23 protein-coding genes are annotated in these 24,572 nt (G+C 65.5%); 19 read left to right on the forward strand and 4 right to left on the reverse strand.

Features of this window, described 5'->3' with window-relative positions:
* Positions 1–31 precede the first annotated feature (31 nt).
* A complete protein-coding gene (gene mnmA, locus WG901_RS10230) occupies positions 32–1,198 on the forward strand; it encodes a tRNA 2-thiouridine(34) synthase MnmA (protein ID WP_339586965.1) in 1,167 nt (388 codons plus the stop codon).
* Here the strand turns inward: mnmA and WG901_RS10235 are convergent.
* A complete protein-coding gene (locus tag WG901_RS10235; protein WP_339586966.1) occupies positions 1,195–1,548 on the reverse strand; it encodes a hypothetical protein in 354 nt (117 codons plus the stop codon). The two genes, mnmA and WG901_RS10235, sit on opposite strands and share 4 nt — an antisense overlap.
* 31 nt (positions 1,549–1,579) lie before the next feature.
* Here WG901_RS10235 and WG901_RS10240 point away from each other — a divergent pair, with 31 nt between their 5' ends.
* Positions 1,580–2,701: a serine hydrolase domain-containing protein gene (locus tag WG901_RS10240; RefSeq protein WP_339586967.1), complete on the forward strand. Its 1,122-nt coding sequence runs from the start codon at positions 1,580–1,582 to the stop codon at positions 2,699–2,701.
* Here WG901_RS10240 and WG901_RS10245 read toward each other — a convergent pair.
* Genes WG901_RS10245 through pdxH form a run of 3 tightly spaced genes read right to left on the reverse strand, consistent with a single transcriptional unit; the run spans position 2,698 to position 5,043 of the window.
* Complete coding sequence (locus WG901_RS10245) at positions 2,698–3,489, reverse strand: PhzF family phenazine biosynthesis protein (RefSeq protein ID WP_339586968.1); 792 nt, start codon at positions 3,487–3,489, stop codon at positions 2,698–2,700. The genes WG901_RS10240 and WG901_RS10245 overlap by 4 nt on opposite strands.
* On the reverse strand, positions 3,489–4,421 hold the full coding sequence (locus WG901_RS10250; RefSeq protein WP_417602695.1) for a cation diffusion facilitator family transporter: 933 nt from the start codon (positions 4,419–4,421) through the stop codon (positions 3,489–3,491). The genes WG901_RS10245 and WG901_RS10250 overlap by 1 nt, the downstream gene beginning before the upstream one ends.
* 13 nt (positions 4,422–4,434) lie before the next feature.
* Positions 4,435–5,043, reverse strand: a complete 609-nt coding sequence (gene pdxH / locus WG901_RS10255) for a pyridoxamine 5'-phosphate oxidase (RefSeq protein WP_339586969.1) — start codon at positions 5,041–5,043, stop codon at positions 4,435–4,437.
* A gap of 161 nt (positions 5,044–5,204) precedes the next feature.
* Here pdxH and WG901_RS10260 point away from each other — a divergent pair, with 161 nt between their 5' ends.
* The 17 genes from WG901_RS10260 (at position 5,205) to WG901_RS10340 (ending at position 24,416) form a co-directional block, all read left to right on the forward strand.
* On the forward strand, positions 5,205–6,125 hold the full coding sequence (locus tag WG901_RS10260; protein ID WP_339586970.1) for a DnaJ C-terminal domain-containing protein: 921 nt from the start codon (positions 5,205–5,207) through the stop codon (positions 6,123–6,125).
* Between the two features lie 6 nt (positions 6,126–6,131).
* Positions 6,132–7,148 (forward strand): YihY/virulence factor BrkB family protein, encoded by a 1,017-nt coding sequence (locus tag WG901_RS10265; RefSeq protein WP_339586971.1) that lies wholly within the window; start codon positions 6,132–6,134, stop codon positions 7,146–7,148.
* On the forward strand, positions 7,145–7,951 hold the full coding sequence (gene fabI, locus WG901_RS10270; RefSeq protein WP_339586972.1) for an enoyl-ACP reductase FabI: 807 nt from the start codon (positions 7,145–7,147) through the stop codon (positions 7,949–7,951). Before WG901_RS10265 ends, fabI begins: the two co-directional genes overlap by 4 nt.
* 344 nt (positions 7,952–8,295) lie before the next feature.
* Positions 8,296–9,531 carry a class I SAM-dependent methyltransferase gene (locus WG901_RS10275; protein ID WP_339586973.1) on the forward strand — a complete coding sequence of 412 codons (1,236 nt, stop codon included), beginning with the start codon at positions 8,296–8,298 and terminating at the stop codon, positions 9,529–9,531.
* Positions 9,528–10,061: a dTDP-4-dehydrorhamnose 3,5-epimerase gene (rfbC, locus tag WG901_RS10280; RefSeq protein WP_339586974.1), complete on the forward strand. Its 534-nt coding sequence runs from the start codon at positions 9,528–9,530 to the stop codon at positions 10,059–10,061. The genes WG901_RS10275 and rfbC overlap by 4 nt, the downstream gene beginning before the upstream one ends.
* Before the next feature lie 4 nt (positions 10,062–10,065).
* Positions 10,066–11,307 (forward strand): glycosyltransferase family 2 protein, encoded by a 1,242-nt coding sequence (locus WG901_RS10285; RefSeq protein ID WP_339586975.1) that lies wholly within the window; start codon positions 10,066–10,068, stop codon positions 11,305–11,307.
* 24 nt (positions 11,308–11,331) lie between these two features.
* Positions 11,332–12,441: a DegT/DnrJ/EryC1/StrS family aminotransferase gene (locus tag WG901_RS10290; RefSeq protein WP_339586976.1), complete on the forward strand. Its 1,110-nt coding sequence runs from the start codon at positions 11,332–11,334 to the stop codon at positions 12,439–12,441.
* A gap of 23 nt (positions 12,442–12,464) precedes the next feature.
* A complete protein-coding gene (locus WG901_RS10295) occupies positions 12,465–13,238 on the forward strand; it encodes a cephalosporin hydroxylase family protein (protein ID WP_339586977.1) in 774 nt (257 codons plus the stop codon).
* 18 nt (positions 13,239–13,256) lie between these two features.
* Positions 13,257–14,693: an AMP-binding protein gene (locus tag WG901_RS10300; protein WP_339586978.1), complete on the forward strand. Its 1,437-nt coding sequence runs from the start codon at positions 13,257–13,259 to the stop codon at positions 14,691–14,693.
* Positions 14,690–15,778, forward strand: a complete 1,089-nt coding sequence (locus tag WG901_RS10305; RefSeq protein WP_339586979.1) for a LuxE/PaaK family acyltransferase — start codon at positions 14,690–14,692, stop codon at positions 15,776–15,778. Before WG901_RS10300 ends, WG901_RS10305 begins: the two co-directional genes overlap by 4 nt.
* Positions 15,762–16,967 (forward strand): acyl-CoA reductase, encoded by a 1,206-nt coding sequence (locus WG901_RS10310; protein ID WP_339586980.1) that lies wholly within the window; start codon positions 15,762–15,764, stop codon positions 16,965–16,967. Before WG901_RS10305 ends, WG901_RS10310 begins: the two co-directional genes overlap by 17 nt.
* A gap of 36 nt (positions 16,968–17,003) precedes the next feature.
* Entirely contained in the window at positions 17,004–17,252 is a 249-nt protein-coding gene (locus tag WG901_RS10315) for an acyl carrier protein (protein ID WP_339586981.1), read from the forward strand.
* The gene (fabZ, locus tag WG901_RS10320) at positions 17,249–17,725 is read left to right on the forward strand and encodes a 3-hydroxyacyl-ACP dehydratase FabZ (protein WP_339586982.1); all 477 of its coding nucleotides are present in this window, start codon (positions 17,249–17,251) and stop codon (positions 17,723–17,725) included. The genes WG901_RS10315 and fabZ overlap by 4 nt, the downstream gene beginning before the upstream one ends.
* Before the next feature lie 17 nt (positions 17,726–17,742).
* Complete coding sequence (locus tag WG901_RS10325) at positions 17,743–19,530, forward strand: thiamine pyrophosphate-binding protein (RefSeq protein ID WP_339586983.1); 1,788 nt, start codon at positions 17,743–17,745, stop codon at positions 19,528–19,530.
* Positions 19,531–19,556: 26 nt separating this feature from the next.
* On the forward strand, positions 19,557–20,588 hold the full coding sequence (locus WG901_RS10330) for an N-acetylneuraminate synthase family protein (RefSeq protein ID WP_339586984.1): 1,032 nt from the start codon (positions 19,557–19,559) through the stop codon (positions 20,586–20,588).
* A gap of 19 nt (positions 20,589–20,607) precedes the next feature.
* Positions 20,608–21,225, forward strand: coding sequence for a GNAT family N-acetyltransferase (locus WG901_RS10335; RefSeq protein ID WP_339586985.1), 618 nt, complete (start codon positions 20,608–20,610; stop codon positions 21,223–21,225).
* 1,577 nt (positions 21,226–22,802) lie between these two features.
* Positions 22,803–24,416, forward strand: coding sequence for a CAP domain-containing protein (locus WG901_RS10340; protein ID WP_339586986.1), 1,614 nt, complete (start codon positions 22,803–22,805; stop codon positions 24,414–24,416).
* Positions 24,417–24,572 lie beyond the last annotated feature (156 nt).

Raw genomic sequence — 24,572 nt, forward strand, 5'->3', positions numbered from 1 at the left:
CAAGCTGCGGCCGGCCCTATATGGGCGGCACATGCCCGCAACCGCTGCCCTCCCCGGTCTCGATGCCGCCGCGCTTTTCCAGCTGCCCGAGCCGCTCGTCGGCAAGCGGATCGTGGTCGCCATGTCGGGCGGGGTAGACAGTTCGGTCGTCGCCGCGCTGGCCGCCGCGAGCGGGGCAGAGGTTATCGGCGTGACCCTGCAATTGTACGATCACGGCGCCGCCACCGGCCGCAAGGGCGCCTGCTGCGCGGGTGAGGATATCCGCGATGCACGCGCCGTCGCCGACCGGCTCGGCATTGCGCACTATGTGTTCGACCACGAGTCGCGCTTCCGCGAGGACGTCGTCGAAAAGTTCGCCGACGACTATCTGGCCGGACGCACGCCGATTCCCTGCATCCGCTGCAACATGGGGCCCAAGTTCACCGACCTGTTCGCCATGGCGCGCGAGCTGGGCGCCGATTGCCTGGCGACGGGCCATTACGTCCGCCGCGCGCTCGGCGCGGCCGGCCCAGAACTGCACCGAGGCAGCGATCCCGCGCGCGACCAATCCTATTTCCTTTATGCGACGACGGAGGCCCAGCTCGATTTCCTGCGATTCCCTCTGGGAGGATTGCCGAAAAGTGAAGTGCGCCGCATCGCCGAGACTGCCGGTTTGCGTAACGCAGCCAAGCCCGACAGCCAGGACATCTGCTTCGTCCCGGAGGGCGACTATGCGGCGGTCGTTCGCAAGGTCCGCCCCGAGGGCGCGGCGAGCGGCGAGATCGTCCACGCGACGAGCGGTGCCGTCCTTGGCGAACATCGCGGGGTGATCCACTACACGGTCGGCCAGCGCCGCGGGCTCGAGATCGGCGGCCAGCCCGAGCCGCTCTACGTCACCGGCATTGACGCTCCCGCGCGCCGCGTGCTCGTCGGACCAAAGCACCTGCTCGCGGTCGCATCGGCGCGGATCACCGAGACCAATCGCATCGGCCCGCTACCCGATGCGCCGCTGACCGCGAAGGTCCGCTCGCTGGCGAAACCCGTGCCGATCGTGCTCGACGGTCCGCTCGGCGACGGCGAGGATACGACGATTCGCTTCGCCAGCCCCGAATTCGGCGTCGCACCGGGCCAGGCCGCCGTGATTTATGCCGGCGACCGCGTGGTCGGCGGCGGCTGGATCGATTCGACCGCGGCCGCGATTCAAGAGGCCGCGACCTAGTTTTCCCATCTCTCCAGCACGCAGCCCTCGCCTTCGCGAAACACCGCAGTCTGACGCGAAAGTAGCGGGAAAGTCGCGGTGACGCTGCGCGCCTGGTCGTCCTCGCTCAGATGGACGAGGCCCATGCCCGGCTCGAAATCGTCGCGGCACGAGCCCAAAGGCCGCCCTTCGACGTAGCGACACGAACAGGCGACGCGCGCGCCGTAGGAGGCACCGGTCAGCGCATAGGCGCGCAGCGGCTGCCAGAACCACACTGCCGCGGCGAAGGCGATCACCGCGAGCAGCAGGGCCAGCCGGAGTTTCCAGCGGCTTTTGGGACCCGATCGGGCGATAGGCTTGGCTGTTGCCATTGGACTCCGGCTTGCGCATGGACGACGCTTCATGACGATGCGCCGCCTGCCCCTTATCCTCGCCCTGCTGCTGGTGCCAAGCCTTCAGGCCTGCGGCCGCGGAGACAATGCACCGCCACCGCTCGAACCCGCGGCACTGTCCGCCGTCGTTGACAAGCCCGGCGTCTCGCGCGAACGACTGGCGCGCGCGGTCGATGCGCTGTTCGCCGACGACGATGCGGGCGAGACCCGCGCGCTGGTCCTGCTCTCCGAAGGCCGAATCATCGCCGAGCGTTATGGCGAGGGCTACAACCGCGACAGCCGCCTGATCGGCTGGTCGATGGCCAAGACCGTGACCGGGGTGATGATCGGGCAATTGGTCGCCGACGGCCGGCTGCGGCTCAACGAGACCGCCCCGGTTCCGACCTGGCAGCGTTCGGGCGATCCGCGCGGCGAGATCACCTTGCGCCAACTCCTCCAGATGCGCTCGGGCCTGCGCCACACCGAGGCGGGATCGCCGGTTTACGAATCGGACGAGGTGCGCATGCTGTTCCTCGACGGGCGCGACGACATGGCCGCCTATGCCGAGGCCCAGCCGCTCGAGGCCGAACCCGGGCGCCGGTTCGAATATTCGTCGGCCACCACGGTGATCCTCGCTGACCTCGCCGCGCGCGCGTTGAGCGAAAATCCCGATCCCGCCTTCCGCCGCAAGGCCGTGCGCGACTATCTGCACACGCGATTGCTCGATCCCGTGGGGATGAAATCAGCCGTGGTCGAGTTCGATGCCGCGGGCACCCTGATCGGTTCGAGCCTGATGCACGCGACCGCGCGCGACTGGGCGAAATTCGGCGAATTCCTGCGCAACGGCGGCGCCGTCCGCGGCGCCCAACTCGTCCCGCGCGGCTGGATCGACTTCATGAAGACATCGAGCCCGCGCAATGCCGCCTATGGCGCGCAGCTCTGGCTCAACAAGCCTGCGGAGGGCGAGGACATGCTGTTCCCCGATCGCGCGCCGCGGACCGCCTTCGCCTGCATCGGCCACCTCGGCCAATATGTCATCGTCTCTCCAGGCCAGAAGCTGACGCTCGTGCGCCTCGGCAAGACCGACGGCGAGCACCGCGCCCGCCTGCGCGAGCGGTTGGCCGACATTCTCGCCGTCTTCCCGCGTGACTAGAGGAAGAACCGCCCCTCGACGAGGGTGACGCAGCGGCCGCCAAGCCAGGTGCGGTCGCCTTCGAGCCAGCAGGTCAGCGCGCCACCGCGAGCCGAGGCCTGGAAGGCGGTGAAGCTGTCGCGGCCCAGCCGGTCGGTCCAGAACGGCGTCAGCACGGCGTGGGCCGAACCCGTGACGCTGTCCTCGTCGATGCCGGCGCCGGGCACGAAGACACGGCTGACGACGTCGGTGTCGCGACCGGGCGCGGTGGCGATGAACTGACCGCCCAGCACAGCCAAGGCCGGAAAATCCGGGCTCAGCGCGCGCACCGTCGCCTCGTCTTCGTAGAGGGCAACGTTATAGCCAAGCGGGGAGCGCCAGACCTCGCAGGGTGTCTCGCCGAGCGCCGCTACCGCCTCGGCGAACGCCCCGGGTTCGGTCGCTATCGCCGGCAGGCCAACTTCGTAACCCGCGCCTTGGCGTCGCACCTCGAGCACACCAGCCTGGCGCGTCTGGAATCGCACGCGCTCGAGCCCGGGATCGCGGCTCAGCAGGACATGGCCCGAAGCCAGGGTCGCATGACCGCAAAGCTGCACTTCGGCCTCGGGCGCGAACCAGCGCAGCTCCCAGTCGGACACCTCACTGCCGTTGCGTACGACGAAAGCGGTCTCTGCGAACATGTTCTCTGCGCCGATCGCCTGCAGCACGGCATCGTCGAGCCAGGCGTCGAGTTCCATCACCGCGGCCTGGTTCCCCGCGAAAGGACGATCGGCGAAAGCATCGACGTGCCAGTAGGGAATGGAAAGCATCACGCGGGATCCTCTTGTGGCAGCACCTCGTGGGCTGCCCGTCCGGCCTCGTCTATCAGGCCTTCGGGATCGGGATGAATGAGAATTTCCACGTCGGGGAATTCGGCCTGCAGCCGCGCCTCGATCTCGTCCATCACCTGGTGCGCGGCGCGGATCGACATCTTCGGATCGACCCAGACGTGGAACTGGACGAAATCGCGGTTGCCCGAGGTGCGCGTGCGCAGGTCATGCATGCCCTTGAGCTCGGGATGCCGCGCCGCGACGGCGACGAAGCGCGCCTTTTTCTCCGCGGGCCACTCCTTGTCCATTAGCTCGTCGATCGCACGCTGCGAGGCCTTCCAGGCGCCCCAGCCGAGCCAGCATGCAATCAACAGGCCAAACAGCGGATCGACCCCGGCCAGCCCGACGTATTGATCGAGCGCCAGGGCCGCAATCACCGCGAGGTTGAGCAGAAGGTCCGACTGGTAGTGGACGTGGTCGGTTTCGATCGCGAGGCTGCGCGTGCGGCGGATGACGTGGCGCTGCCAGGCAAGCAGGCCCAGGGTCGCCACCAGCGCGATCAGCGAGACGGCGATGCCGCCCTCGGCGCTCTCGGTGCGTCCTCCGACGAAGACCTGCTCGATCGCACGCGCCGCGAGCGCCAAGGCCGAGATTGAGATCAGAGTGACCTGGAAGATCGCCGCCAGCGCCTCGGCCTTGCCATGGCCGAAGCGGTGCTGATCATCTTCCGGCTGCGCGGCGACGTGGACGCCGACCAGGGTGACGAGGCTGGCGATCAGATCGAGCGCGGTATCGGCGAGGCTGCCGAGCATGGCGGTCGAGCCCGTCGACCAGGCCGCCCAGAGCTTGAGCGCGACGAGCAGCAGCGCCACGCCGATCGAGGCATAGGCGGCGCTGCGGTTGAGCTGCGCGACGTTCGAATCGATGCTCAAGGCCGATCCGGGCTCAAGGGTACAGCAGCGTGCTCGCCCAGTCGCCACCATCGGCCCGCGTAAACACGCGGCGTTCGTGAAGGCGATGCGGACGATCCTGCCAGAACTCGATCGCGTTTGGCGTCAGGCAGAAGCCCAGCCAGTGCTTGGGCCGCTCGACTTCGCGATCGGCGTATTGCGCCTCGGTTTCGGCAAAGCGCTCGAGGAAGGTCGCACGCGAGTCCAGCGGTGACGATTGGTCCGAGGCCACGGCGCCGAGCTGCGAATCGCGCGTACGGCTGGCGAAATAGGCGTCGACCGTCTCGGCCGAAACCGGGGTCAGAGGCCCTTCGATGCGGATCTGCCGGCGCAGCGACTTCCAGTGGAACAACAGCGCGGCGTTGGGATTGGCCAGTATCTCCTGCCCTTTGCGACTGTGGCTATTGGTATAGAACACAAACCCGCCCGGTCCGTGCCCCTTGAGCAAAACCATCCGAACCGAAGGCAGCCCGCCCGGCGTTGCGGTCGCCAGCGCCATGGCGTTGGAATCCTCTTCCGCCCCCCGCGCTTCGAGATACCAGCTGTCGAACAAGGTGAAGGGATTGCCGGTGGTAATGGTATCGGCGAACTGTTCAGCTTCCAACGCAGGCTCCCGTACAGGTGACGAAGTTGGCATAGTTGACCCATTCCTGGTGATAAAATGCGCTTCAGCAGCGAAGGCTGCGTCGCACGACGAATAGCCGCCGCGCAATCGGTAGGAAAGCGCGCTTGTCCAACCGCCAAGGCACACCTAGTTAGTCGCGCATGGCAGCAGACCCTTACGCAACTCTCGGCGTGGCGCGCAGCGCGAGCGAGAAGGACATCAAGTCCGCCTATCGAAAGCTCGCGAAGGAGCTCCATCCCGACCGGAACACCGACAATCCCAACGCGGCGGAGCGCTTCAGCGAGGTAACGCGCGCCTACGATCTGCTGTCCGACAAGGACAAGCGCGCGCAATTCGACCGCGGCGAGATCGACGGCGACGGCAATCCCATGGGCTTCGGCGGCGGCGGTTTCGGCGGCGGCGGGCACCAGGGCTTTGGTGGCGGTGGCTTCCAGTCCGAGGGTATCGACCTCGGCGACCTGTTCGGCGGAATCTTCGGCGGCCGCGGTCAGGGTAGCGGTCCCGGTGCGAGCTTCGGTGGCGCGCGCAGCCGCGCTGCGCCGCGCGGCAACACCCTGCAATACCGGCTCAGCGTCTCGCTCACCGATGCGGCCAAGCTCGCACCGCAGCGCGTGACCTTGGGCGACGGCAAGTCGATTGACCTCAAGCTGCCCGCCGGGGTCGAGGACGGCACCCAAATGCGGCTCGGCGGCAAAGGCGAACCCGGTCCGGGCGGCGCCGGCGATGCGATCGTGACGATCCAGATTGAGCCACACGCCTTCTTCAAGCGCGACGGCGACAACCTGCGGCTCGACCTGCCGATCAGCCTCGACGAGGCGGTGGGCGGCGCGAAGGTCAAGGTGCCGACGGTCGACGGCGCGGTGATGCTGACGGTCGCGCCCGGCAGCAGTTCCGGCAAGACCCTGCGACTCAAGGGCAAGGGCATGAGCCGCAAGGACGGCAGCCGCGGCGACCAACTCGTCACGCTCGAGATCCATCTGCCCGAGAGTGACGAAGACCTGATCCGTCGGCTTGAGGGCTGGCAGGACACCCGGCCGCTACGCGCCAAGCTCGGCGTCTGAGGCGCCGTGGGGGAAGTTCCGATCGAAGCGACTGTTGAACGCAACGACCAGTCGCCCGAGGCCCGCCGCCGCCGCGCGCAAGTCGAACGGGACAAACTCCAGGCGCGGTTCGATCGCAATCTCGGCCCCGCCAGCCGATTCTTTACCGTGGTCAAGCGCGTGCTCGTTGGCGCCTGGTCAGACGGCTTCATCCACGCGGGCAATCTTGCCTACACCGCGATCCTGGCGCTGTTTCCCTTCTTCATCGTCATCGCCGCGGTGTTCACCGCGCTCGGCGAGAGCGGCCAGCGCGAAGCGTCGATCCGCGCCTTTCTATCGGCCGCGCCGCCCGTGGTGGCGCGCGCGATAGAGCCGGTCGCGCTCAGCGTCAGCGAGGCGCGCAGCGGCTGGCTGCTGTGGGTCGGAGGCTTTGTCGGCCTGTGGACCGTGTCGAGTCTGATCGAGACGATCCGGGACATCCTGCGCCGTGCCTATGGCACACGCCCGACCGCGGCCTTTTGGCGTTATCGCCTCTTCTCCACCGGCTTTATCGTCATTGCGGTCATCCTGCTGCTGCTTTCGCTGTTCGCCCAGGTGGCGATCACTGCGGCGCAGGAGGTGATCGCCGCCTGGTTCCCGCTGCTCGACGCCTGGACGCTGACCTTGACCACGTCGCGTCTGATCCCGGCGGCGATGCTCTACCTGTCGATCTACGTCCTGTTCCTGTCGCTGACGCCCTCGGCCTATCGAAACCGGCGCTATCCAAAGTGGCCCGGAGCGATGCTGGTGACGGCCTGGTGGGTGGCGATCACGGTACTGCTGCCCGGTGTCCTCAGGAATCTGTTTTCCTACGATCTGACTTACGGGAGCCTGGCCGGGGTGATGATCGCGCTTTTCTTTTTCTGGCTGGTTGGCCTAGGGATGGTCATGGGGGCCGAGCTCAACGCGGCGCTCGCCGAGACGCCAGAAGAACGCGACGCGATTGGCCAGACTGACGACAGAGCGCGCACAACACTTAAAGAAAGCAGGACGATCGAAGAATGACGGGTCTGATGGAGGGAAAGCGCGGCCTGATCATGGGTCTCGCCAATGACAAGTCGCTAGCATGGGGAATTGCCAAGCGCTTGCGCGAACACGGCGCCGAACTCGCCTTCTCCTACCAGGGTGAAGCGCTCGAGAAGCGGGTAAAGCCGCTGGCGGAAAGCCTGGGGAGCGATTTCCTGATCGAATGCGACGTTTCCGACATGGCCGCGCTCGACACGGCTTTCGACACGCTGGCCGCCCGCTGGCCGACGATCGACTTTGTGGTCCACGCCATCGGCTTTTCGGACAAGAACGAGCTGCGCGGCAAATATGTCGACACCAGCCTCGAAAATTTCCTTATGACGATGAACATCTCGGCTTACAGCCTCGTCGCCGTGACAAAGCGCGCGGCGGCGATGATGCCTGAAAGCGGCGGTTCGGTCGTGACCTTGACCTATTACGGCGCCGAGAAGGTCGTACCGCACTACAACGTTATGGGCGTGGCTAAGGCCGCGCTCGAGACCAGCGTCAAGTACCTCGCCAACGATCTTGGTCCGCGCAACATTCGCGTGAACGCGATCTCGGCCGGCCCGATCAAGACCCTGGCGGCCAGCGGCATCGGTGACTTCCGCTACATCCTCAAGTGGAACGAGCTGAACGCACCGCTGCGGCGCAACGTCACGATCGAGGACGTCGGCGGCGCCGGGCTCTATTTCCTGTCCGACCTGTCGTCGGGCGTCACTGGCGAGACCCACCACGTCGATGCCGGCTATCACGTCGTCGGCATGAAGCAAGAAGACGCGCCCGACATCAGCCTGGTGTGATGGCTTCGCGGGGCGGCGGCCGTGGACCGGCCCTCACCCCCGATCGAACCTTGTCGAAATCTGCTTTGGAGACGAGCGGAACAGGCGGTGTCGCCTTGTGTGGCGGCCCCTGGACCGCTACGTCCCGCCTTGGGGAGCTTGTGGGGGACGGGCTTCCGATGCGCCTGACGTATCGGACGGAGAGATGTCTCCCCTGGTTCACCCAGAACAGGCCCGCTGCAGCGCAGGCGGTAAAGAAAAAGAAAGTTCGAGCGGCCTATATGAACCGCAAAGAGAACACTGGAATATCGGGGCAGCCTGACAAGGCTTCGCCTCGATCCGCTTGGCTTGTGAGGATTTGAATGATGAGCGAGCGGCGGTGTCGATTTTGTGATGCGGTCTTGCAGCACGACTTCATCGACCTTGGCACGACCCCGCTGGCCAACAGCTTCCTTTCCGCCGAGCAGCTGAAACAGCCCGAACCGACCTATCCGCTGCAGGTCACCGTCTGCGACCGCTGCTGGCTGGTGCAGACCGATGTCGCGGTCTCCCCGCAGGAGATCTTCAGCGACTATGCCTATCTGTCCTCGGTCTCCGAGAGCTGGGTCGAGCACGCGCGCCGGTTCACCAACGCGACGCGCGAACGTTTCGGCCTCGACGCAAGTTCGCAGGTGATCGAGGTCGCGAGCAACGACGGTTACCTGCTCAAGCACTTCGTCGCCGCGGGCATCCCCGTCCTGGGGGTCGAGCCGGCCGAGAACGTCGCCCGGATCGCGCGCGCCATCGGCGTCCCGACCGAAGCCTCCTTCTTCGGATGCGACGTGGCGGACGACCTGGTCGCCCGCGGGCTCGCCGCAGATCTGGTGATCGGCAACAACGTTCTGGCCCACGCCCCCGACGTCAACGATTTCGTCGGCGGCCTAGCGCGCCTGATCAAGCCCGAGGGCGTGCTCAGCATGGAGTTCCCGCACCTCCTGCGCCTGATCAAGGGCGCACAGTTCGACACGATCTATCACGAGCATTTCTACTATCTGTCCCTGCTGGCGGTGGAGAACATCTTCGCCGCGCATGGCCTCGCGGTGTTCGACCTCGAAGAGCTGCCCACGCACGGCGGCAGCCTGCGCGTGTTCGCGCGCCGAACCGCGGCAATGCGCGACGGCGCGACGCCGGCCGTAGAGCAAGTCCGCCGCGACGAAGCCGCCGCCGGCTTCGACAAGGTAGACGTCTACACCGGGTTCCAGAGCCGCGTGGCACCGATCTGCGAGGGCCTGCTGGCCTTCCTCGAGCAGGCCAAGGCCGAAGGGAAGACGGTCGCCGCCTATGGCGCCGCCGCCAAGGGCAATACCCTGCTCAACGTCTGCGGCATCACGACCGATCTCGTCGAATATGCGGTCGACGCCAATACGGCCAAGCAGGGCCGGTTCATGCCGGGCAGCCGCCTGCCGATCCTGCTGCCCGAGCGCATTTTCGAGACGCGGCCCGACTATGTCCTGATTCTGCCGTGGAACATTCTCGACGAGGTCGTCGCGATCAATCGCGGGATCGCCGAATGGGGCGGACGCTTCGTCGTCGCAGTGCCGGAACTCACGGTTTTCGGATGAAATTCCTGCCCACCGCCATCGACGGCGCCTTCATCGTGGAGGTCGAGCCGTGGGTGGATGAAAGGGGCCTTTTCGCGCGCACCTTCTGCGCGGAAACCTTCGCGGCCCAGGGGCTGGTGTCGTCCTATCCGCAATGCAGCGTCTCGGTGAACAACAGCCGCGGCACCCTGCGCGGCATGCATTACCAGATCGCCCCGCAGGCCGAGGCCAAGCTCGTGCGCGCCACGCGCGGCTCGGTGTTCGACGTCGCCGTCGACCTGCGGCCAGATTCTCCGTCCTACCTGCAATGGGCCTCGGTCGAGCTGAGCGCGGAAAGGCGCAACGCCTTCGCCATTCCGGAGGGATGCGCGCACGGTTTCCTGACCCTAGAACATGGTTGCGAACTTATTTACCATTTGTCGTCCAACTACGCCCCGGACCTCGCCCGCGGGGTTCGGTGGGACGATCCGCTGTTCGCCATCGACTGGCCTTTTGCGCCGGTGGTGATCGGAGAGCGCGATGCGACCTATCCGTCCTATGTCAGGAGATAGTCCGGTGAAGCTCAGCATCTGCATTCCGACCTACAACCGCGAGGCCTATCTCCGGAACGCTCTGGAATATTGCGAAGGCTTTGCCTTCAGCTTCCCCTACGAGATCGTCATCTCGGACAACGCCTCGACCGACGGCACCGAAAGCATGGTCGCGGGGTTCATCGAGCGCGGCCTGCCAATCCGCTATTTCCGACGGGCGGTGAACGGCGGCGCCACGCCCAACCAGATCAACGCCTTCCAGCACGCCTTGGGCGAATATACGATCTACCTCGCCGACGACGATCTGCTGATCGCGCCCGAGGTGGAGAACGTGGTCCGTTATCTCGACGAGAACCCCGACGTCGTCGCGGCGCATGCCCCCTGGACGATCTACGACGAGGTGCAGGACCTCGACCTGTCGCAGTTCTACGCCGTGGCCGCCGACCGCAAGTTCGAACGCCGGGACTTCTTCGAGATGTTCTGCTTCCTGTTCGAAGGGCACATCTTCCCCGAGATCGCCATCGTCCGCTCGTCGGCGATGCGCTCGGCCTGGGTGCCGCGCGAGCTCTGCTTCTACGCCTTCTCGCATCTCGCCCATTTCCTCGACATGGGCGCGGTCACCTTCCTCAAGACGCCGTTCTACCGCTCGGTGGCGGTTTCCAAGATCGCCCCGTCGCGGCAGCAAGCGGGCTTCGACGACGTCGTGACCTCGTGGGACCGCTATCGCGGCGGGCTCGAATACTTCCTGCATATCGGCGCCAAGCGCGGCGTCATCGACATGTCGGACGAATCGCGCATCGCCTACGATCAGATGTGCCGACACTTCATGATGGTCCGCATGGGCGTCGCCATCCGGTTCTGGTTCGCGCGCAAGGACTACATCAAGGCCTACGAGCTCTGCGCGCGAATGATCTTCGCGGGCCACGGCGACAACGTCGAGGTCACCAAGGTCGCCGACACCCTGCCCGCGATGGTCGGGCTCCAGACCCTGGCCGGCAAGGTCGGCGCGATGACGGGCATCGAGCGCCTGATCCTCGACGGCATGACCGACCCCGAAATGGTGGCCGAACTCCTCCAGGATCTCGGCGTACCCACCGAAGTCGCGATCGTCGCCGAAGAGCCCGAAGGCCTGTCCGCCGAAGCCCTGATCGAAGGTTCGATCGTCTTCGTCAGCGAGGAAGCCCGGCGCGAGCACTATCTGGCCAAGGGCTACCGTCCGACCGTGATCTTCTCCGATCTCGACCTGACTCAACACGTCCTGCTCTGAGCGCGGCCACGAAAGCGATTCTCGGTGACCGACCGGATTTTCTACACCAAGCCGTCCATCACCGCGCTGGAACGAGACTATGCCGCCGACGCCGCCGCCAACGGCTGGGGCGCGCAATGCTATGACTACATCATCCGCTTCGAGCGCGAGTTCGGCGCCTGGCTTGGCAGTGACCATGCCATAGCGACGTCGAGCTGCACCGGCGCGCTGCACATGGGCCTGGCGGCGCTGGGCATCGGGCCGGGCGACGAGGTCGTGCTCGCCGATACCAACTGGGTCGCCACGGTCGCGCCCGTCGTCCATCTGGGTGCGACGCCGGTCTTCGTCGACATCGACCCGGCAAGCTGGTGCATCGATCCGCAGGCGGCGGAACGGGCGATCACGCCGCGGACGCGGGCGATCATCGCCACGCACGTCTACGGCAATCTCGCGGACATGGACGCGCTGCTGGCGCTGGGCGACCAGGCCGGCATTCCCATCGTCGAGGACGGCGCCGAAGCCATCGGCTCGGCCTGGCACGGCGGGCGGCGGGCCGGCTCTATGGGGCGGTTCGGCACCTTCTCGTTCCACGGCACCAAGACGCTGACGACGGGCGAAGGCGGCATGTTCGTGACCAGCGACGCCGAGCTCTACGAACGCGTGCTGACGCTGTCGAACCACGGTCGTGCGCGTGGACAGGTCAAGCAGTTCTGGCCCGACATGGTCGGCTTCAAATACAAGATGTCCAACGTGCAGGCGGCGATGGGCTGCGCGCAGCTCGAGCGGATCGAGGATCTGGTGGCGCGCAAACGCGCGATCTTCGCGCGCTACCGCGCGGAACTCTGCGGTCTGCCCGGCGTGTCGATGAACCCGGAACCCGCAGGGACGGTCAACGGCGCGTGGATGCCGACGGTCGTCTTCTCGCAGGAGAGCGGCGTCACGCGCGAGGACATGCAGCAGGCCTTCGCCGAGGCGAACGTCGACGCGCGCGTGTTCTTCCATCCGCTGTCCGAACTGCCGATGTTCGAAGCGCGGCGCGAGAACCGCCACGCCTGGGACATTCCCCGCCGGGCGATCAATCTGCCCAGCTATCACGACATGACGGACGAGGATATTGCGCGGGTCTGCGCAGTCGTCGCGGCGCTCGCCCGATGACGGAGAGAGGCAAGGACAGCCCCATGCAAGCCTTTGAAGACGAAGTTCGCGACAACATCGAAGGCCTGGGCCGCGACGCGGCATTCCAGCGCCAGTCGCTCGACTGGAATCTGGCCTCGGCGCGGCACCGGTATACTTACAATTTCCGCGCGCTGGGGCGGCCGATCATCCAGTTCCCGCAGGACATGATCGCCTTTCAGGAAATCATCTGGGAGACCAGGCCCGACCTGATCGTCGAGACGGGTATCGCCCATGGCGGCTCGCTGATCGCCAATGCCGCTACCCTGGCGCTACTCGACTATGCCGATGCCTTCGAGGCGGGCGAGGTCGTCGATCCGCGCGCGCCGAAGCGTAAGGTGCTGGGTCTCGACATCGACATCCGGCAACACAATCGCGCGGCGATCGAAGCCCATCCGATGGCGCCGCGCGTGCACATGCTCCAGGGTTCGAGCATCGACACGGACATCGCCGAGCAGGTCCGCGCCTTTGCCGGCGACTATGCGCGGATCATGGTCTGCCTCGATTCCAACCACACCCACGACCACGTGCTGCGCGAACTCGAGCTCTATGCGCCGCTGGTGACGGCGGGCTGCTATTGCGTGGTCAGCGACACGATCGTCGAAGACGCGCCCGAGCATCTCTCGGCCGACCGGCCCTGGGGCAAGGGCAACAATCCCAAGACCGCGGTCCATGCCTTCCTGGCAGGCCGCGATGATTTCGTCATCGACAGGGCCATCGAGCACAAGCTGCAGATCACCGTATCGCCCGACGGTTTCCTCAAACGCATCGGGTCATGACGATAGCGGCAGGCCATCATGGGTGATCCGTTCGCGGACATGGCGGCCGCCTATGGCGACCGCCCGCTGTTCCGGACGGACGATGGCGCGGCGATCGCGGTCGCCGCGCTCGCCGATCTGGCGGAGCGGCCTGCGATCAGGGCGTGCCAGCGCCGCCTCGTGATGTGCCTGTGCGACAACGATCCCGGCGGTGCGCTCGGTTACCTCGCGCTCATGCAGGTCGGCGCAGTGCCGATGATGGTGGCGACGGGCCTGCCCGAGGAACCGTTGCGCGCGCTGATCGAGCGGTACGGACCGGCCTTCGTCTGGCTGCCGGAAGCGCGCGTTCCAGCCGTGGCCGATGCCGAGATCGTGTTGTCGGAGCGGGGCTATTGCCTGCTGGCCAGGCGGCCCGCGGCCTGCGCCCCCCTGCACGAGACGCTGGCGCTGCTGCTGGGCACGTCGGGCAGCACCGGCAGCCCGCGCTTCGTGCGGCTGTCGCGCGACAATGTCCTGAGCAATGCCCAAGCGATCCGCAGCTATCTCGACATCGGCGCCGACGATGTCCCGGTGACGAGCCTGCCGCTGGCCTATTCCTATGGCTTGTCGGTGCTGCATAGCCACGTGCTCGCGGGCAGCACGATCGCGCTGACGAACAAGACGCTGTTCGATCGCGGCTTCTGGGACTTCATGCGCGATGCCCGGATTACGAGCTTCGCCGGCGTGCCCTATCACTACGAAATGCTCGCCAAGCTGCGCTTCGGAAAGATGGACCTGCCCGACCTGCGCGTCATGACGCAGGCCGGGGGGCGGATGGAACCGGCGCTGGTGGAGGATTTCGCCGCGCTGTGCCGCGACACGAACCGGCGACTCTTCGTCATGTACGGGCAGACCGAAGCGACCGCGCGCATGGCCTATCTGCCGCCGGAGAACGTCGCGGTGAAGGCGGGGAGCATTGGCCAGGCCATACCGGGTGGCGAGATGTGGCTCGAAGACGAGCACGGCGATCGCATCGCCCGCCCCGACGGCGTGGGTCAGATCGTCTATCGCGGACCGAACGTGGCCTTGGGCTATGCCGAAGGCCATGCCGACCTGGCTCGCGGCGACGACTGGGGCGGCGTGCTGCACACGGGCGACCTCGCCAAGCGCGATGCCGAGGGCGATTTCACGATCGTCGGCCGCCTGAAACGCTTCCTCAAGCTGTTCGGCAACCGGGTCAATCTGGAGGATGTCGAAGCCGGCTTGCAGGCGGCCGGCCATCAGGCCGTCTGTGCCGGGCGCGACGATCATCTCGACGTCTATCTCGCCGAAGCGACGCCCGACGGGGCAAGGCAGGTGAAGAAGCACCTCGTCTCGCACCTGAAGCTCACCCCCAACGCGATCAGCGTCCTGGCGATCGATGCGGTTCCGCGCAATGCAGCGGGCAAGATCCTATATGGCGAGCTGAACGGGTTGGAGAGGAGGACGCTGGCATGACGGGGCTCGATCCGGCCTTCTGGCTCGACCAGTCACCCTTCGCCATGCCCGCCGGTGCGAAGGCCGCGGCGCTGACCCATGCCATGGACGCCTTGACCCGATGGCACCGGCAGCACTGCCCCGCCTATGCGCGCATTCTCGACGTGGCCACCGATGCGGACCGGCCGATCGCGACGCTGGCGGACGTGCCGTTCATCCCGGTTCGCCTGTTCAAGGAAATGGACCTGCGCAGCGTGCCCGAGGAACAGGTGTTCAAGACCATGACCTCGTCGGGCACCAGCGGCCAGCAGGTGTCGAAGATCTTCCTCGATCGCGAGACTGCTGCGCTACAGACCAAGATCCTGTCGCGTCTCATGGGCGAGGTGATCGGCCGCAAGCGCCTGCCGATGCTGGTCATCGATTCCGCCAGCGTGCTCAAGGACCGCAACGCCTTCTCGGCGCGCGGCGCGGGCATTCTCGGTTTCTCGATGTTCGGCCAGAACGTGACCTATGCGCTCGACGCCGAAATGAACCTCGACCTGCCGGCGATCGACGCCTTTCTCGAGCGGCATGCCGGCCAGCCGGTCTTCCTGTTCGGCTTCACCTTCATGATCTGGCAGCATTTCTACAAGCCGCTCCAGGCTCTGGGACGTCGGCTGACCATCGACCAGGGCGTGCTGCTGCATGGCGGGGGCTGGAAGAAATTGCAGGACGAGGCGGTCTCCAGCCGGGATTTCCACGCGGCCTTGCGCGAGCGCGCCGGGATCGACCGGGTGGTGAACTATTACGGCATGGTCGAGCAGACGGGGTCGATCTTTCTCGAATGCGACCGGGGCTTTCTCCATGCGCCCGCCTATGCCGAGGTCATCATCCGCGACGTCGCCGACTTCAGCGCCCTGCCGCCGGGGCAGACGGGTCTGGTCGAAGTGCTCTCGATGATCCCCCGCTCCTATCCCGGGCATGCCCTGCTGACCGAGGACCTCGGCCGGATCGAAGGGCTCGACGGCTGCGCCTGCGGGCGGCGTGGCACCCATTTCACCATCGCCGGACGCGTGGCCAAGGCCGAAGTCCGCGGCTGCAGCGACACCTATGAACCTGCTGCCTGACCTGCCCTTGACGATCCGCGTCGGCGGGCCGCTGGACGCCTTGGAACGGCGGCCGCTGCGGCCCTATGCCGAGCCGGTGCTCTCGTTCCTCTCGGCGCTGTCGAAAGCCCTGCTCGGCCGCGCGGAGGTCCGCGACCATCCCGACATCGCGGCCTTCGCCTTCTGGTGCCGCCCGGCCAATCTCTCGCGGCTGTCGGCAGAGCTCGACCGGCGTCATGCGCGGATCGGGCGCGGGCTGGTCCTGCATGTCGCGCCCAGCAACGTGCCGGTGAATTTTGCCTACTCCTTCGCTTTCGGCCTGCTCGCAGGCAATGCGAACATCGTGCGCATTCCCGATGGCTTTGCTCAAGTGGAGATCATCTGCGACGCCATTGCCGCCCTGTTCGCCATGCCGGACCATGCGCGGGTGGCGGCGATGAACCGACTGGTGCGCTATCCGCGCGACGACGCGATCACCACCGCGCTTTCGGCCGAATGCCAGGCGCGAATGATCTGGGGCGGCGACGCGACCGTGGCGCATCTGAAACAACTGCCCGCGCCTCCGCGCTGCGTCGACGTCGCCTTCGCCGATCGCTATTCGCTGTGCCTGCTGGGCGCCGAGGCGGTCCTTGCGGCGAGCGAAGAGGCGCTGGCGGACCTTGCCCGCGGCTTCTTCAACGACAGCTACCTGTTCGATCAGAACGGCTGTTCGTCACCGCACCTCGTCCTGTGGCAGGGGTCGGCGGAGGCATCTGCGGCGGCGCAGCGACGCTTCTGGCCGGCGCTCGAACCCTTGGTGCGCGACCGTTACCCGCTGACCGACGCGCGGGCCGTCGACAAGTTCGCGCACCTGTGCCGGACGGCCGGCACGGTCGAAGCGGTGCGCGGCGCCGTTCGCCACGACAACCTGATCTACCGCATCGCCCTGGATGCGATGCCGGTCGATATCGAGCGGCATCGCGGCCAGAGCGGCACCTTCTTCGAACATGTGGCGGACGGCCTCGAGGGTTTGGCGCATATCGTCACCGAGCGCTATCAGACCGTCACCTGCTTCGGGCTGGACCGACAGGCGGTGGTGGATTTCGTCGTCGAGCGGGGTCTGCTCGGGATCGACCGGGTGGTTCCGGTGGGCAAGGCGCTCGACATGGGCGTCGTCTGGGACGGTTACATGCTGGTCGAAGAACTCTCGCGGATCGTGCATAGCGGCTGAGATTTGCGACATGCGAACGTGCAAGGAAGGCAGGAAATGAGCAGCGCCGAGAAATATGATGCAGCCTTCGTCGAGACCTTCATGCTGGAGCCGAAGGATCTGGCGGCGCTCAAGTATCAGGAGGTCGAATCCTGGGACAGCGTCGGGCACATGGCGCTGATGGCGGCGCTCGAAGAGGCCTTCGGCATCGAACTCGACATCGACGACATCATCGAGTTCTCGAGCTACGAGGCCGGCAAGGCGATCCTCGCCAAATACGACGTGCAGGTCGAGCCCGTCGGATGAGCGAAGCACCGGCCGCGGCGACGCTCGACATCAACGCGATCATCCGGCACCAGCGCAACCGCTTTCCGGTGTTGCTGATCGACCGCGTGACCGCCTTCGATCCGGGCAAGAGCGCCACGGCCATCAAGTGCTACACCTACAACGAGTGGTTCTTTCCCGGGCATTTCGAGGACGATCCGAACGTGCCGGGCTTCGTCCAGATCGAATCGCTGGCGCAGACCTTCATCATGACCTTCCTCTGCATGGACGAATATCAGGGCATGAAGACGAGCTTCGTCTCGATCGACAAGGTGAAGTTCAAGCGCAAGATCGTGCCCGGCGACGTGCTGACCATCGAGGCGACCTTGCGATCGTTCAAGCGCGGCATCGCGATGGGATCGGTGCGCAGCGCGGTCGATGGCGAGCCGGCCTGCAGCGGCGATTTCGTCGTCGCGGTCCCCGCGATCCTGGACCGCTTCAAACCCCGGACGTAAGGCGATAGACGAGCGTCATGAGAGTTGCCGACTACATCATGCAGCGCCTGGCGCAGGCGGGGATCGGGTCGGTATTCCTGGTCACGGGGCGCGGCGCGCTGTTCCTGACCGATGCCCTGGCCAAGCATCCCGAGCTCCAGCCGGTGTCGGTCCATCACGAGCAATCGGCCGCCTTCGCCGCCGTCGGCTATGCCTGCCGGACCGGCAGCCTCGGCGCCTGCCTGGTGTCGACCGGCTGCGCCTCGACCAATACGATTACCGGCGTGCTGTCGGCCTGGCAGGACGGCATTTCCTGCATCTTCATCTCCGGGCAGAACGTGCTGCGCGAAACGACCCGGTTCACCGGCATCCCGCTGCGCACCTATGGCCAGCAGGAAGCGGACATCGTCGCGCTGGTCGAGCCTATCACCAAATATGCGCGGATGATCACTTCGGCCGACGAGATCGTCGAGGCGCTGGAGACGGCGTTGCATCTGGCCAGTTCCGGGCGGAAGGGGCCGGTCTGGATCGACGTGCCGCTCGACCTGCAGAGCGCGCAGATCGATGTGGAAGCGCTTCCCGCACCGCGGTTCGACGACGAAGAGCATCGGCCGCAGCCCGATGCCGCGGCGGTCCGGCAGGTCGTCGATGCGCTGACGGAAGCCGAGCGTCCCGTCATCCTGATCGGCAGCGGCGTGCGTTCGAGCGGGGCCGAGGCCGCGCTGCGCGGCTTTGCCGAGGACTGGAACATCCCCGTCACCTATGCGCCGTCGGCGCCCGACAGCTATGGCAGCGCCCATGCCCTCTCGCTGGGCTCGGTCGGTGCGCAGGGCTGTTCGCGCGCGGGCAATTTCGCCGTGCAGAACGCCGACCTCGTGCTCGTGCTCGGATGCCGGCTGACCTCGCTCGTCACCGGCCCGGATTTCTGCAAGTTTGCGCGCGACGCCAGGACGATCGTTGTCGACATCGATCCCGTGGAGCACAGCAAGGAAGGCATCCGGATCGACCAGTTCATCCCTGCCGACATCGCGCGCTTCCTGGCCGCGATCGGAGAGGAGCCGCCGCGGCGGACCGATGCGGCATGGGTGGACAAATGCCTGCACTGGAAGAGGCTGTTCGCGGGCGTCGAGCCGGCGTTCCGCGATGCCGAGCGGGTCGATCTCTACGAACTGGCCGAAGCCCTCTCCGACCTGCTGCCGGCCTCGGCGACGCTCGTCGTCGATTCGGGCCTCAACGACGTCATCCTGCCGGGCAACGTGCGCTTCGCCGAGGGCCAGGCCTGCATTCACCCGGCGATGCAGGGGGCGATGGGCTTTGCCCTGCCCGCGGCGATCGGCGCCTGCATGGCGGACAAAGGCCCCGTGGTGACGGTGATCGGCGACGGCTCGATCATGATGAACCTGCAGGAACTGGAGACGGTCCGCTATCGCGGCCTCCCGCTCAAGATCGTGGTCATCAACAACAACGTCTATTCGATCATCCGGCGGCGGCAGCAGGAACTGTTCCGCAAGCGCGTGATCGGCACCGACCCGGCAAATGGCGTGAGTTGCCCCGAATTTTCGAAAGTCGCCGCCTGTTTCGGCCTCGACTATATGGCGATAGAGACGACGGCGGACCTGCGCGCCGGCCTGGCCGACCTGTTCGCGCGGAGCGGGCCGGTGCTCTGCGAGATTCATGGCCGCGAGGATCAGGGCTATATCGAACTCTGGCACACGCGCAGCGCCGTCGACCGCCGCTTCGTCCGCCGTCCGCTCGAGGATCAGGCGCCGTTCCTCGACCGCGATCTGTTCCTGTCGGAAATGATCGTCGACCCCATCGATCAATAGGCCGATCGACCAGTAACGAGAACGCCATGTCACAGGTAAGACTTCCGAACGGGCGCGTGGTCGGCGACTATCTCGCCCCTTATTTCGTCGCCGAACTCAACACGAGCCACTTCGGCAATGTCGATGTGGCGCGGTCGATGATCGATCAGGCGAAAGCGGCGGGCTGCGACTGCGTCAAGTTCCAGTCGTGGAGCGCGGAATCGCTCTATTCGGACAACCACTACCGGCAGAACCCGATCGCCAAACGCATGGTCACCAAGTTCGCGCTCGACGATGCCGAACTGGCCGAACTCGCGGCCCATTGCCGGGCGGTGGCAATCGATTTCGCCTCGACCCCCTATTCGCACGCGGAAGCGGAGTTCCTGGTCGAGACCTGCGGCGTACCTTTCATCAAGATCGCCTCGATGGAACTGAACAACCTGCCCTTTCTCGCCCACCTGGCGGGGCTGGGCGTGCCGCTGGTGCTGTCGACCGGCATGGGCACGCTCGACGAGATCACGCGCGCGGTGTCCACGATCACGGCGGCGGGCAACGACGAGATCGTCATCCTGCACTGTACCTCGGTCTATCCGTCGCCGCCCGAGACGATCCGCCTGCGCAACGTCGAAGGGCTGCGCAGCGCGTTCCCCCGCCATCCCATCGGCTATTCCGATCACAGCCTTGGCAGCGAGATTCCGGCGGCAGCCGTGGCTCTGGGCGCCTGTCTGATCGAGAAGCATTTCACGCTCGACAGGAGCAAGATCGGCATGGACAACCAGATGGCGACCGAACCCGACGGCATGGCGCGGATGATCGCGGCCTGCCGCAAGGTCCATGCGGCGCTGGGCGGAACCGAGCGTCTGCTGACCGACGTGGAACTGGCGCAGATCCCCAAGATGCGGCGCAGCGTTGTCACGGCGCGCGCCCTCAAAGCCGGTGAAGTCCTGGCCTCCGGCGATCTGGAGGCCAAACGCCCCGGCGACGGCATCCCCCCGACCGAAATGGACGCGCTGATCGGTCGGACCCTGGCGCGCGACGTGGAGGCCGGCGCCCTGCTGGCGCGCGACGATGTCGCCTGAGCCCGCGAACCGGATCGAGATGCTCGTCCGCGACGTGATCGCGGGGCGCGAGACGATCGTGATCGACCTCAACGACGATGACGGCACCGCGATCGGCCGGCTGGTACCGCTGACCGAAGCGCATCTGGCCAACGACGAAGTGATCGGCAAGCTCACCGACTGGCGCAACGCCAGCATGGGCTCCTTCCTCACCCAGTTCACCGCCACACCAGAACGCACGCGCAGCTGGCTGCGAAACGCGGTCTTCGCCTCAACTTCGCAGATGATGTTTCTGATCTATGCCGACGACGTGCTCATCGGTCATTTCGGCTTCAAGGACCTGACCCACGAGACCGTGCTGCTCGACAACGCGATGCGCGGCGAGCGCGGCGGACATCCCAAGCTGTTGCAGATCGCCGGCCGCGCGCTGATCGACTGGCTGTTCGCGACCGCCGGCGTCAGGACGGTGACGGGCTACGTCCTGTCCACCAACCCCGCCGCGATCATGCTGAACCGTGCGATCGGCTTCGACCGATGGGAGAAATTGTCGGTGCGTCGTGAAGAGGCCGACGGCGAGGTGCGCCTGATCGTGGGGGAGCCGGGAGATGTGAGCCCGGATGGAAGCTATTGTTACAAACTGCAAAAGGACGCGCCCTGAGCCGACGAGCTTGGAGTGTCGAGCTGGTCGCAGGGCAAGATCCCATGGAGACGAGATCACTCACATAGTCACAGATAATCGGCCCCAGATAACGGCACGCCTGGACCACCGACTGCTCAATCGTGTCAAGACTGCGATGTTTACAGTGATCTCATCGTCCGAGGACATCACGATTTGATTGAGCGTTTAGATCGAGCCCGAGGTTGCAAATCGCGATGGCCGGTAACCGACCCTACATGATCGATCAGTGCCCGCAGTAGCGCCTGGGTCTCCTCGTATGTGAAGCCGTCGTCATCTGGCCTCAGGCCATGCGCTAGCGAGAGGCAGTTCCACTTACTGTAGGGTGTGAGTACTTGAACCAGCCGTACTGTCTCTGGGCAATCGAGCCCTAGTCCGGTCGCCTGTGCGAAATCCAGCGATCTGGCAACATGGAGGCCGATGTGGCGAGCGCACCAGGCGTCAGGAAATCCAACGTCCATCAGATGCGAAGACAGGACAAGCTGAGCGACGATACCGGCGCCATAGAGATAGTCTGGCCAGTCACCAGGCCCGCCATGGGCAAGGGGCAGCATGAATTCGTTTGCGCGCAAATAGCGCGCTCGGCTCAGTCTCCGCCCTTCACGAGTTCGCAAGAGTTGAATTGGGTCGGCCTCGTAAGTCGCCCACGCCCCAGTCCGCGTGGTGTCAAGGAACACCGCGACAGGCGCTATCGATCCCAAAACGGCTTGAGTCACCGTAGCACGGGGCGCGGGGCGCTGCGATGTAGCAGGGCTAAGGTTGTCCATAGAACCTCCGGTCCGCATCGTAGCGATTACGCGGAAGGCGAGACGGATGCGGAATGAAGTCCCGAACTCCCGCACGCTGGGCGCGGGAGCCGCCGGAGCTGGTAACATGCTTGTGACATGCGTCGCCGCCTTTAACCCGAAGGTCTGGACATGCACGACGACACCCCGGAAACCGAGGTTTCCGAGCTGCTTCACAAGCGGGATTACCAGTCCCGGCGCTGCCGTTTGCACAGCGCAGCGGCACTTTAACAGAACCGATTCCTCGCGCCAAGACCGGGAAATCAATGGGTACATGACCTGAGGCAATATTGCCCCACGTCGCATTGCTCTTGTTGTGTCAGATTTTGGAGGACTGCTACCTTCAACCACAGCACAGCCTGCTTTTCCTTCCAGAGGTCGCCGTGATCGCGCCACGCCCACCGGACGCGGACATGATTAATTTTGCCGGAGCAGTGCGCTATATCACCTGAACCGATAGCGGCTTGTCCAGTGGGTCACAGGCGTGATTGTGCCGGAAGGTCTCTCCGCAAATGCTTGCCAACGTAAGTTGCTCAGCGAGCGGGGCACAAACTCGCAACAGGCTAAGCAGTCGGGGTCGTGCTGCAAAACCCACGGACGCGTCCCGTCTCGACAAAGCTGCGCGCGACTAGCGTTCCTGGCACCGGCCAGACGCGTGGCGTTGTCAATCACAGCCTTGCGGGGCGTCGCATCTGACAACGGCCTGCCGCCTATAACGGGGTGTAGCCAGAGGCAATTACGGAAACGTTAACCATAATCCGGTATGGCCCGCCCATGCCTGACGTATACCTCTACAACGGCGAGTCGATCGCTGACATCTCTTTCACCAACGCCCGGTTCTTCGGAACGGCCGGCAATGAAAGCATCGGCCTCACGGCCGGCGCCAGCGGCGCCCTCTTCGACCAGAATATCGAGAAGGTCAGTTTCACGGCGCTTTCGACCGCCTACACGTACCAGCAGCAGGGCAATCAGCTCGTCGTCTTCAACGGCGCCAGCAAGGTCGCCACGATCGCCGTCCAGGGCGATGCCGACGGCACGCAGGTGCAGTTCGCCGACAAGCTAGCTTCGGTCAAGGTCTCTGCCGCGGGCATGACCATTGGCGACGTCAAGATCTCGTCGACCGCGCCCAGCCCCATCACTGCCGGCAGTGGCACGAGCACGGGCCCCTCGCCCGCGCCATCGGCGCAGGAGCAGCTCTACCTCGAACTGCTGAACGACACGCGACTCAATCCGATGCTCGACGCCTCGCGTTATCTTTCGTCCTACACGCCGCTGACGGCCAAGGACGCGCAGATTCAAAACGCGATCGACTATTTCGCCGTCGTGGGCGCCGATCTCCAGGCCGCCTATCAGGCCCTCACGCCGGTGGCGCCACTGGCCTGGAACAGCAGCCTCGCCGCTGCGGCGCAGAAGCACAACGCCGCGCTCATCGCAGCCGACGAGCAATCCCACCAGGTTGCCGGTGAACTGAGCCTGGGCGACCGCCTCAAGGCCGAGGGTTACAACTTCACGCGCGCCGGCGAGAACGTCTATTCCTATGCGCAGAGCGTCATTCACGGCCATGCCGGCTTCATGATTGACTGGGGCGAAGGCCCGAGCGGCATGCAGTCGCCGGCCGGCCATCGCAACAACATCATGTCGGCCAACCTGACCGAAGTCGGCATCGCGGTCACGGCCGAGACCAATGCCGCCACCAAAGTCGGTCCGTGGGTTGTCACGCAGGATTTGGGTGGCCGCACGGGCAAGGTCTTCGTCACCGGCGTCGCCTACAACGACACGAATGGCGACAAGTTCTATTCGGTCGGCGAAGGCCGCGGCGATCTGACCGTCCAGGTCGGAACGACGTCGGTATCGACCTATGCCAGCGGCGGCTACACGCTCGACGTCGGCAGTGGTACGAAGTCCATCGCCATCTCGGGCGGCGGCCTTTCGGGCACCGTAACCGTCGGCGCCACAATCACCGAGAACCTCAAACTCGACATCGTCGGTGGGACCACGCTGCTGACTTCGGGGTCGATCTCAGTCCTCGGATCGGTTTCCACCATCCGCGGCCTCGGCACGAAGGGCCTCTCGATCACGGCCGGTGCCGGCAACCAGACGCTGGAAGGGACGAGCGGCGACGATACGCTGAACGGCGGCGACGGTGAGGACATCTTCATCGGCGGCGCCGGCAACGACACGATCATCGGCGGCGCCGGGCAGGACGTGGCAACTTACACGCTCGCTCGCGCGGCCTATACGGTCGCGAGCAGCAATACCGGTGCTGCAATCACCCACGCATCGAGCGGGACCGATCAGCTATCGGGAATCGAGCTTATCCGCTTTGCGGACGGCGATTATGTCTGGAATGCCGCAACGGGTACGCTCAGCCTTCAGACGTTCGGCTGAGGCCGTGCCGCGGTCGCGGTCGCGGAAACACGAAATCCGCTTCCGATCATTGCCTTTTCGGCCGAACGAAAACTTGATCAGGGCTTTAACAAAAATTACCGATGTATGGGGAAATGCTTTGTGTTTCCCCAACTTTTATCTTGCGGATTTGGTCGC

The sequence above is a fragment of the Novosphingobium anseongense genome (assembly GCF_037482895.1).
In the GTDB taxonomy this organism is placed as follows: domain Bacteria; phylum Pseudomonadota; class Alphaproteobacteria; order Sphingomonadales; family Sphingomonadaceae; genus Novosphingobium; species Novosphingobium anseongense.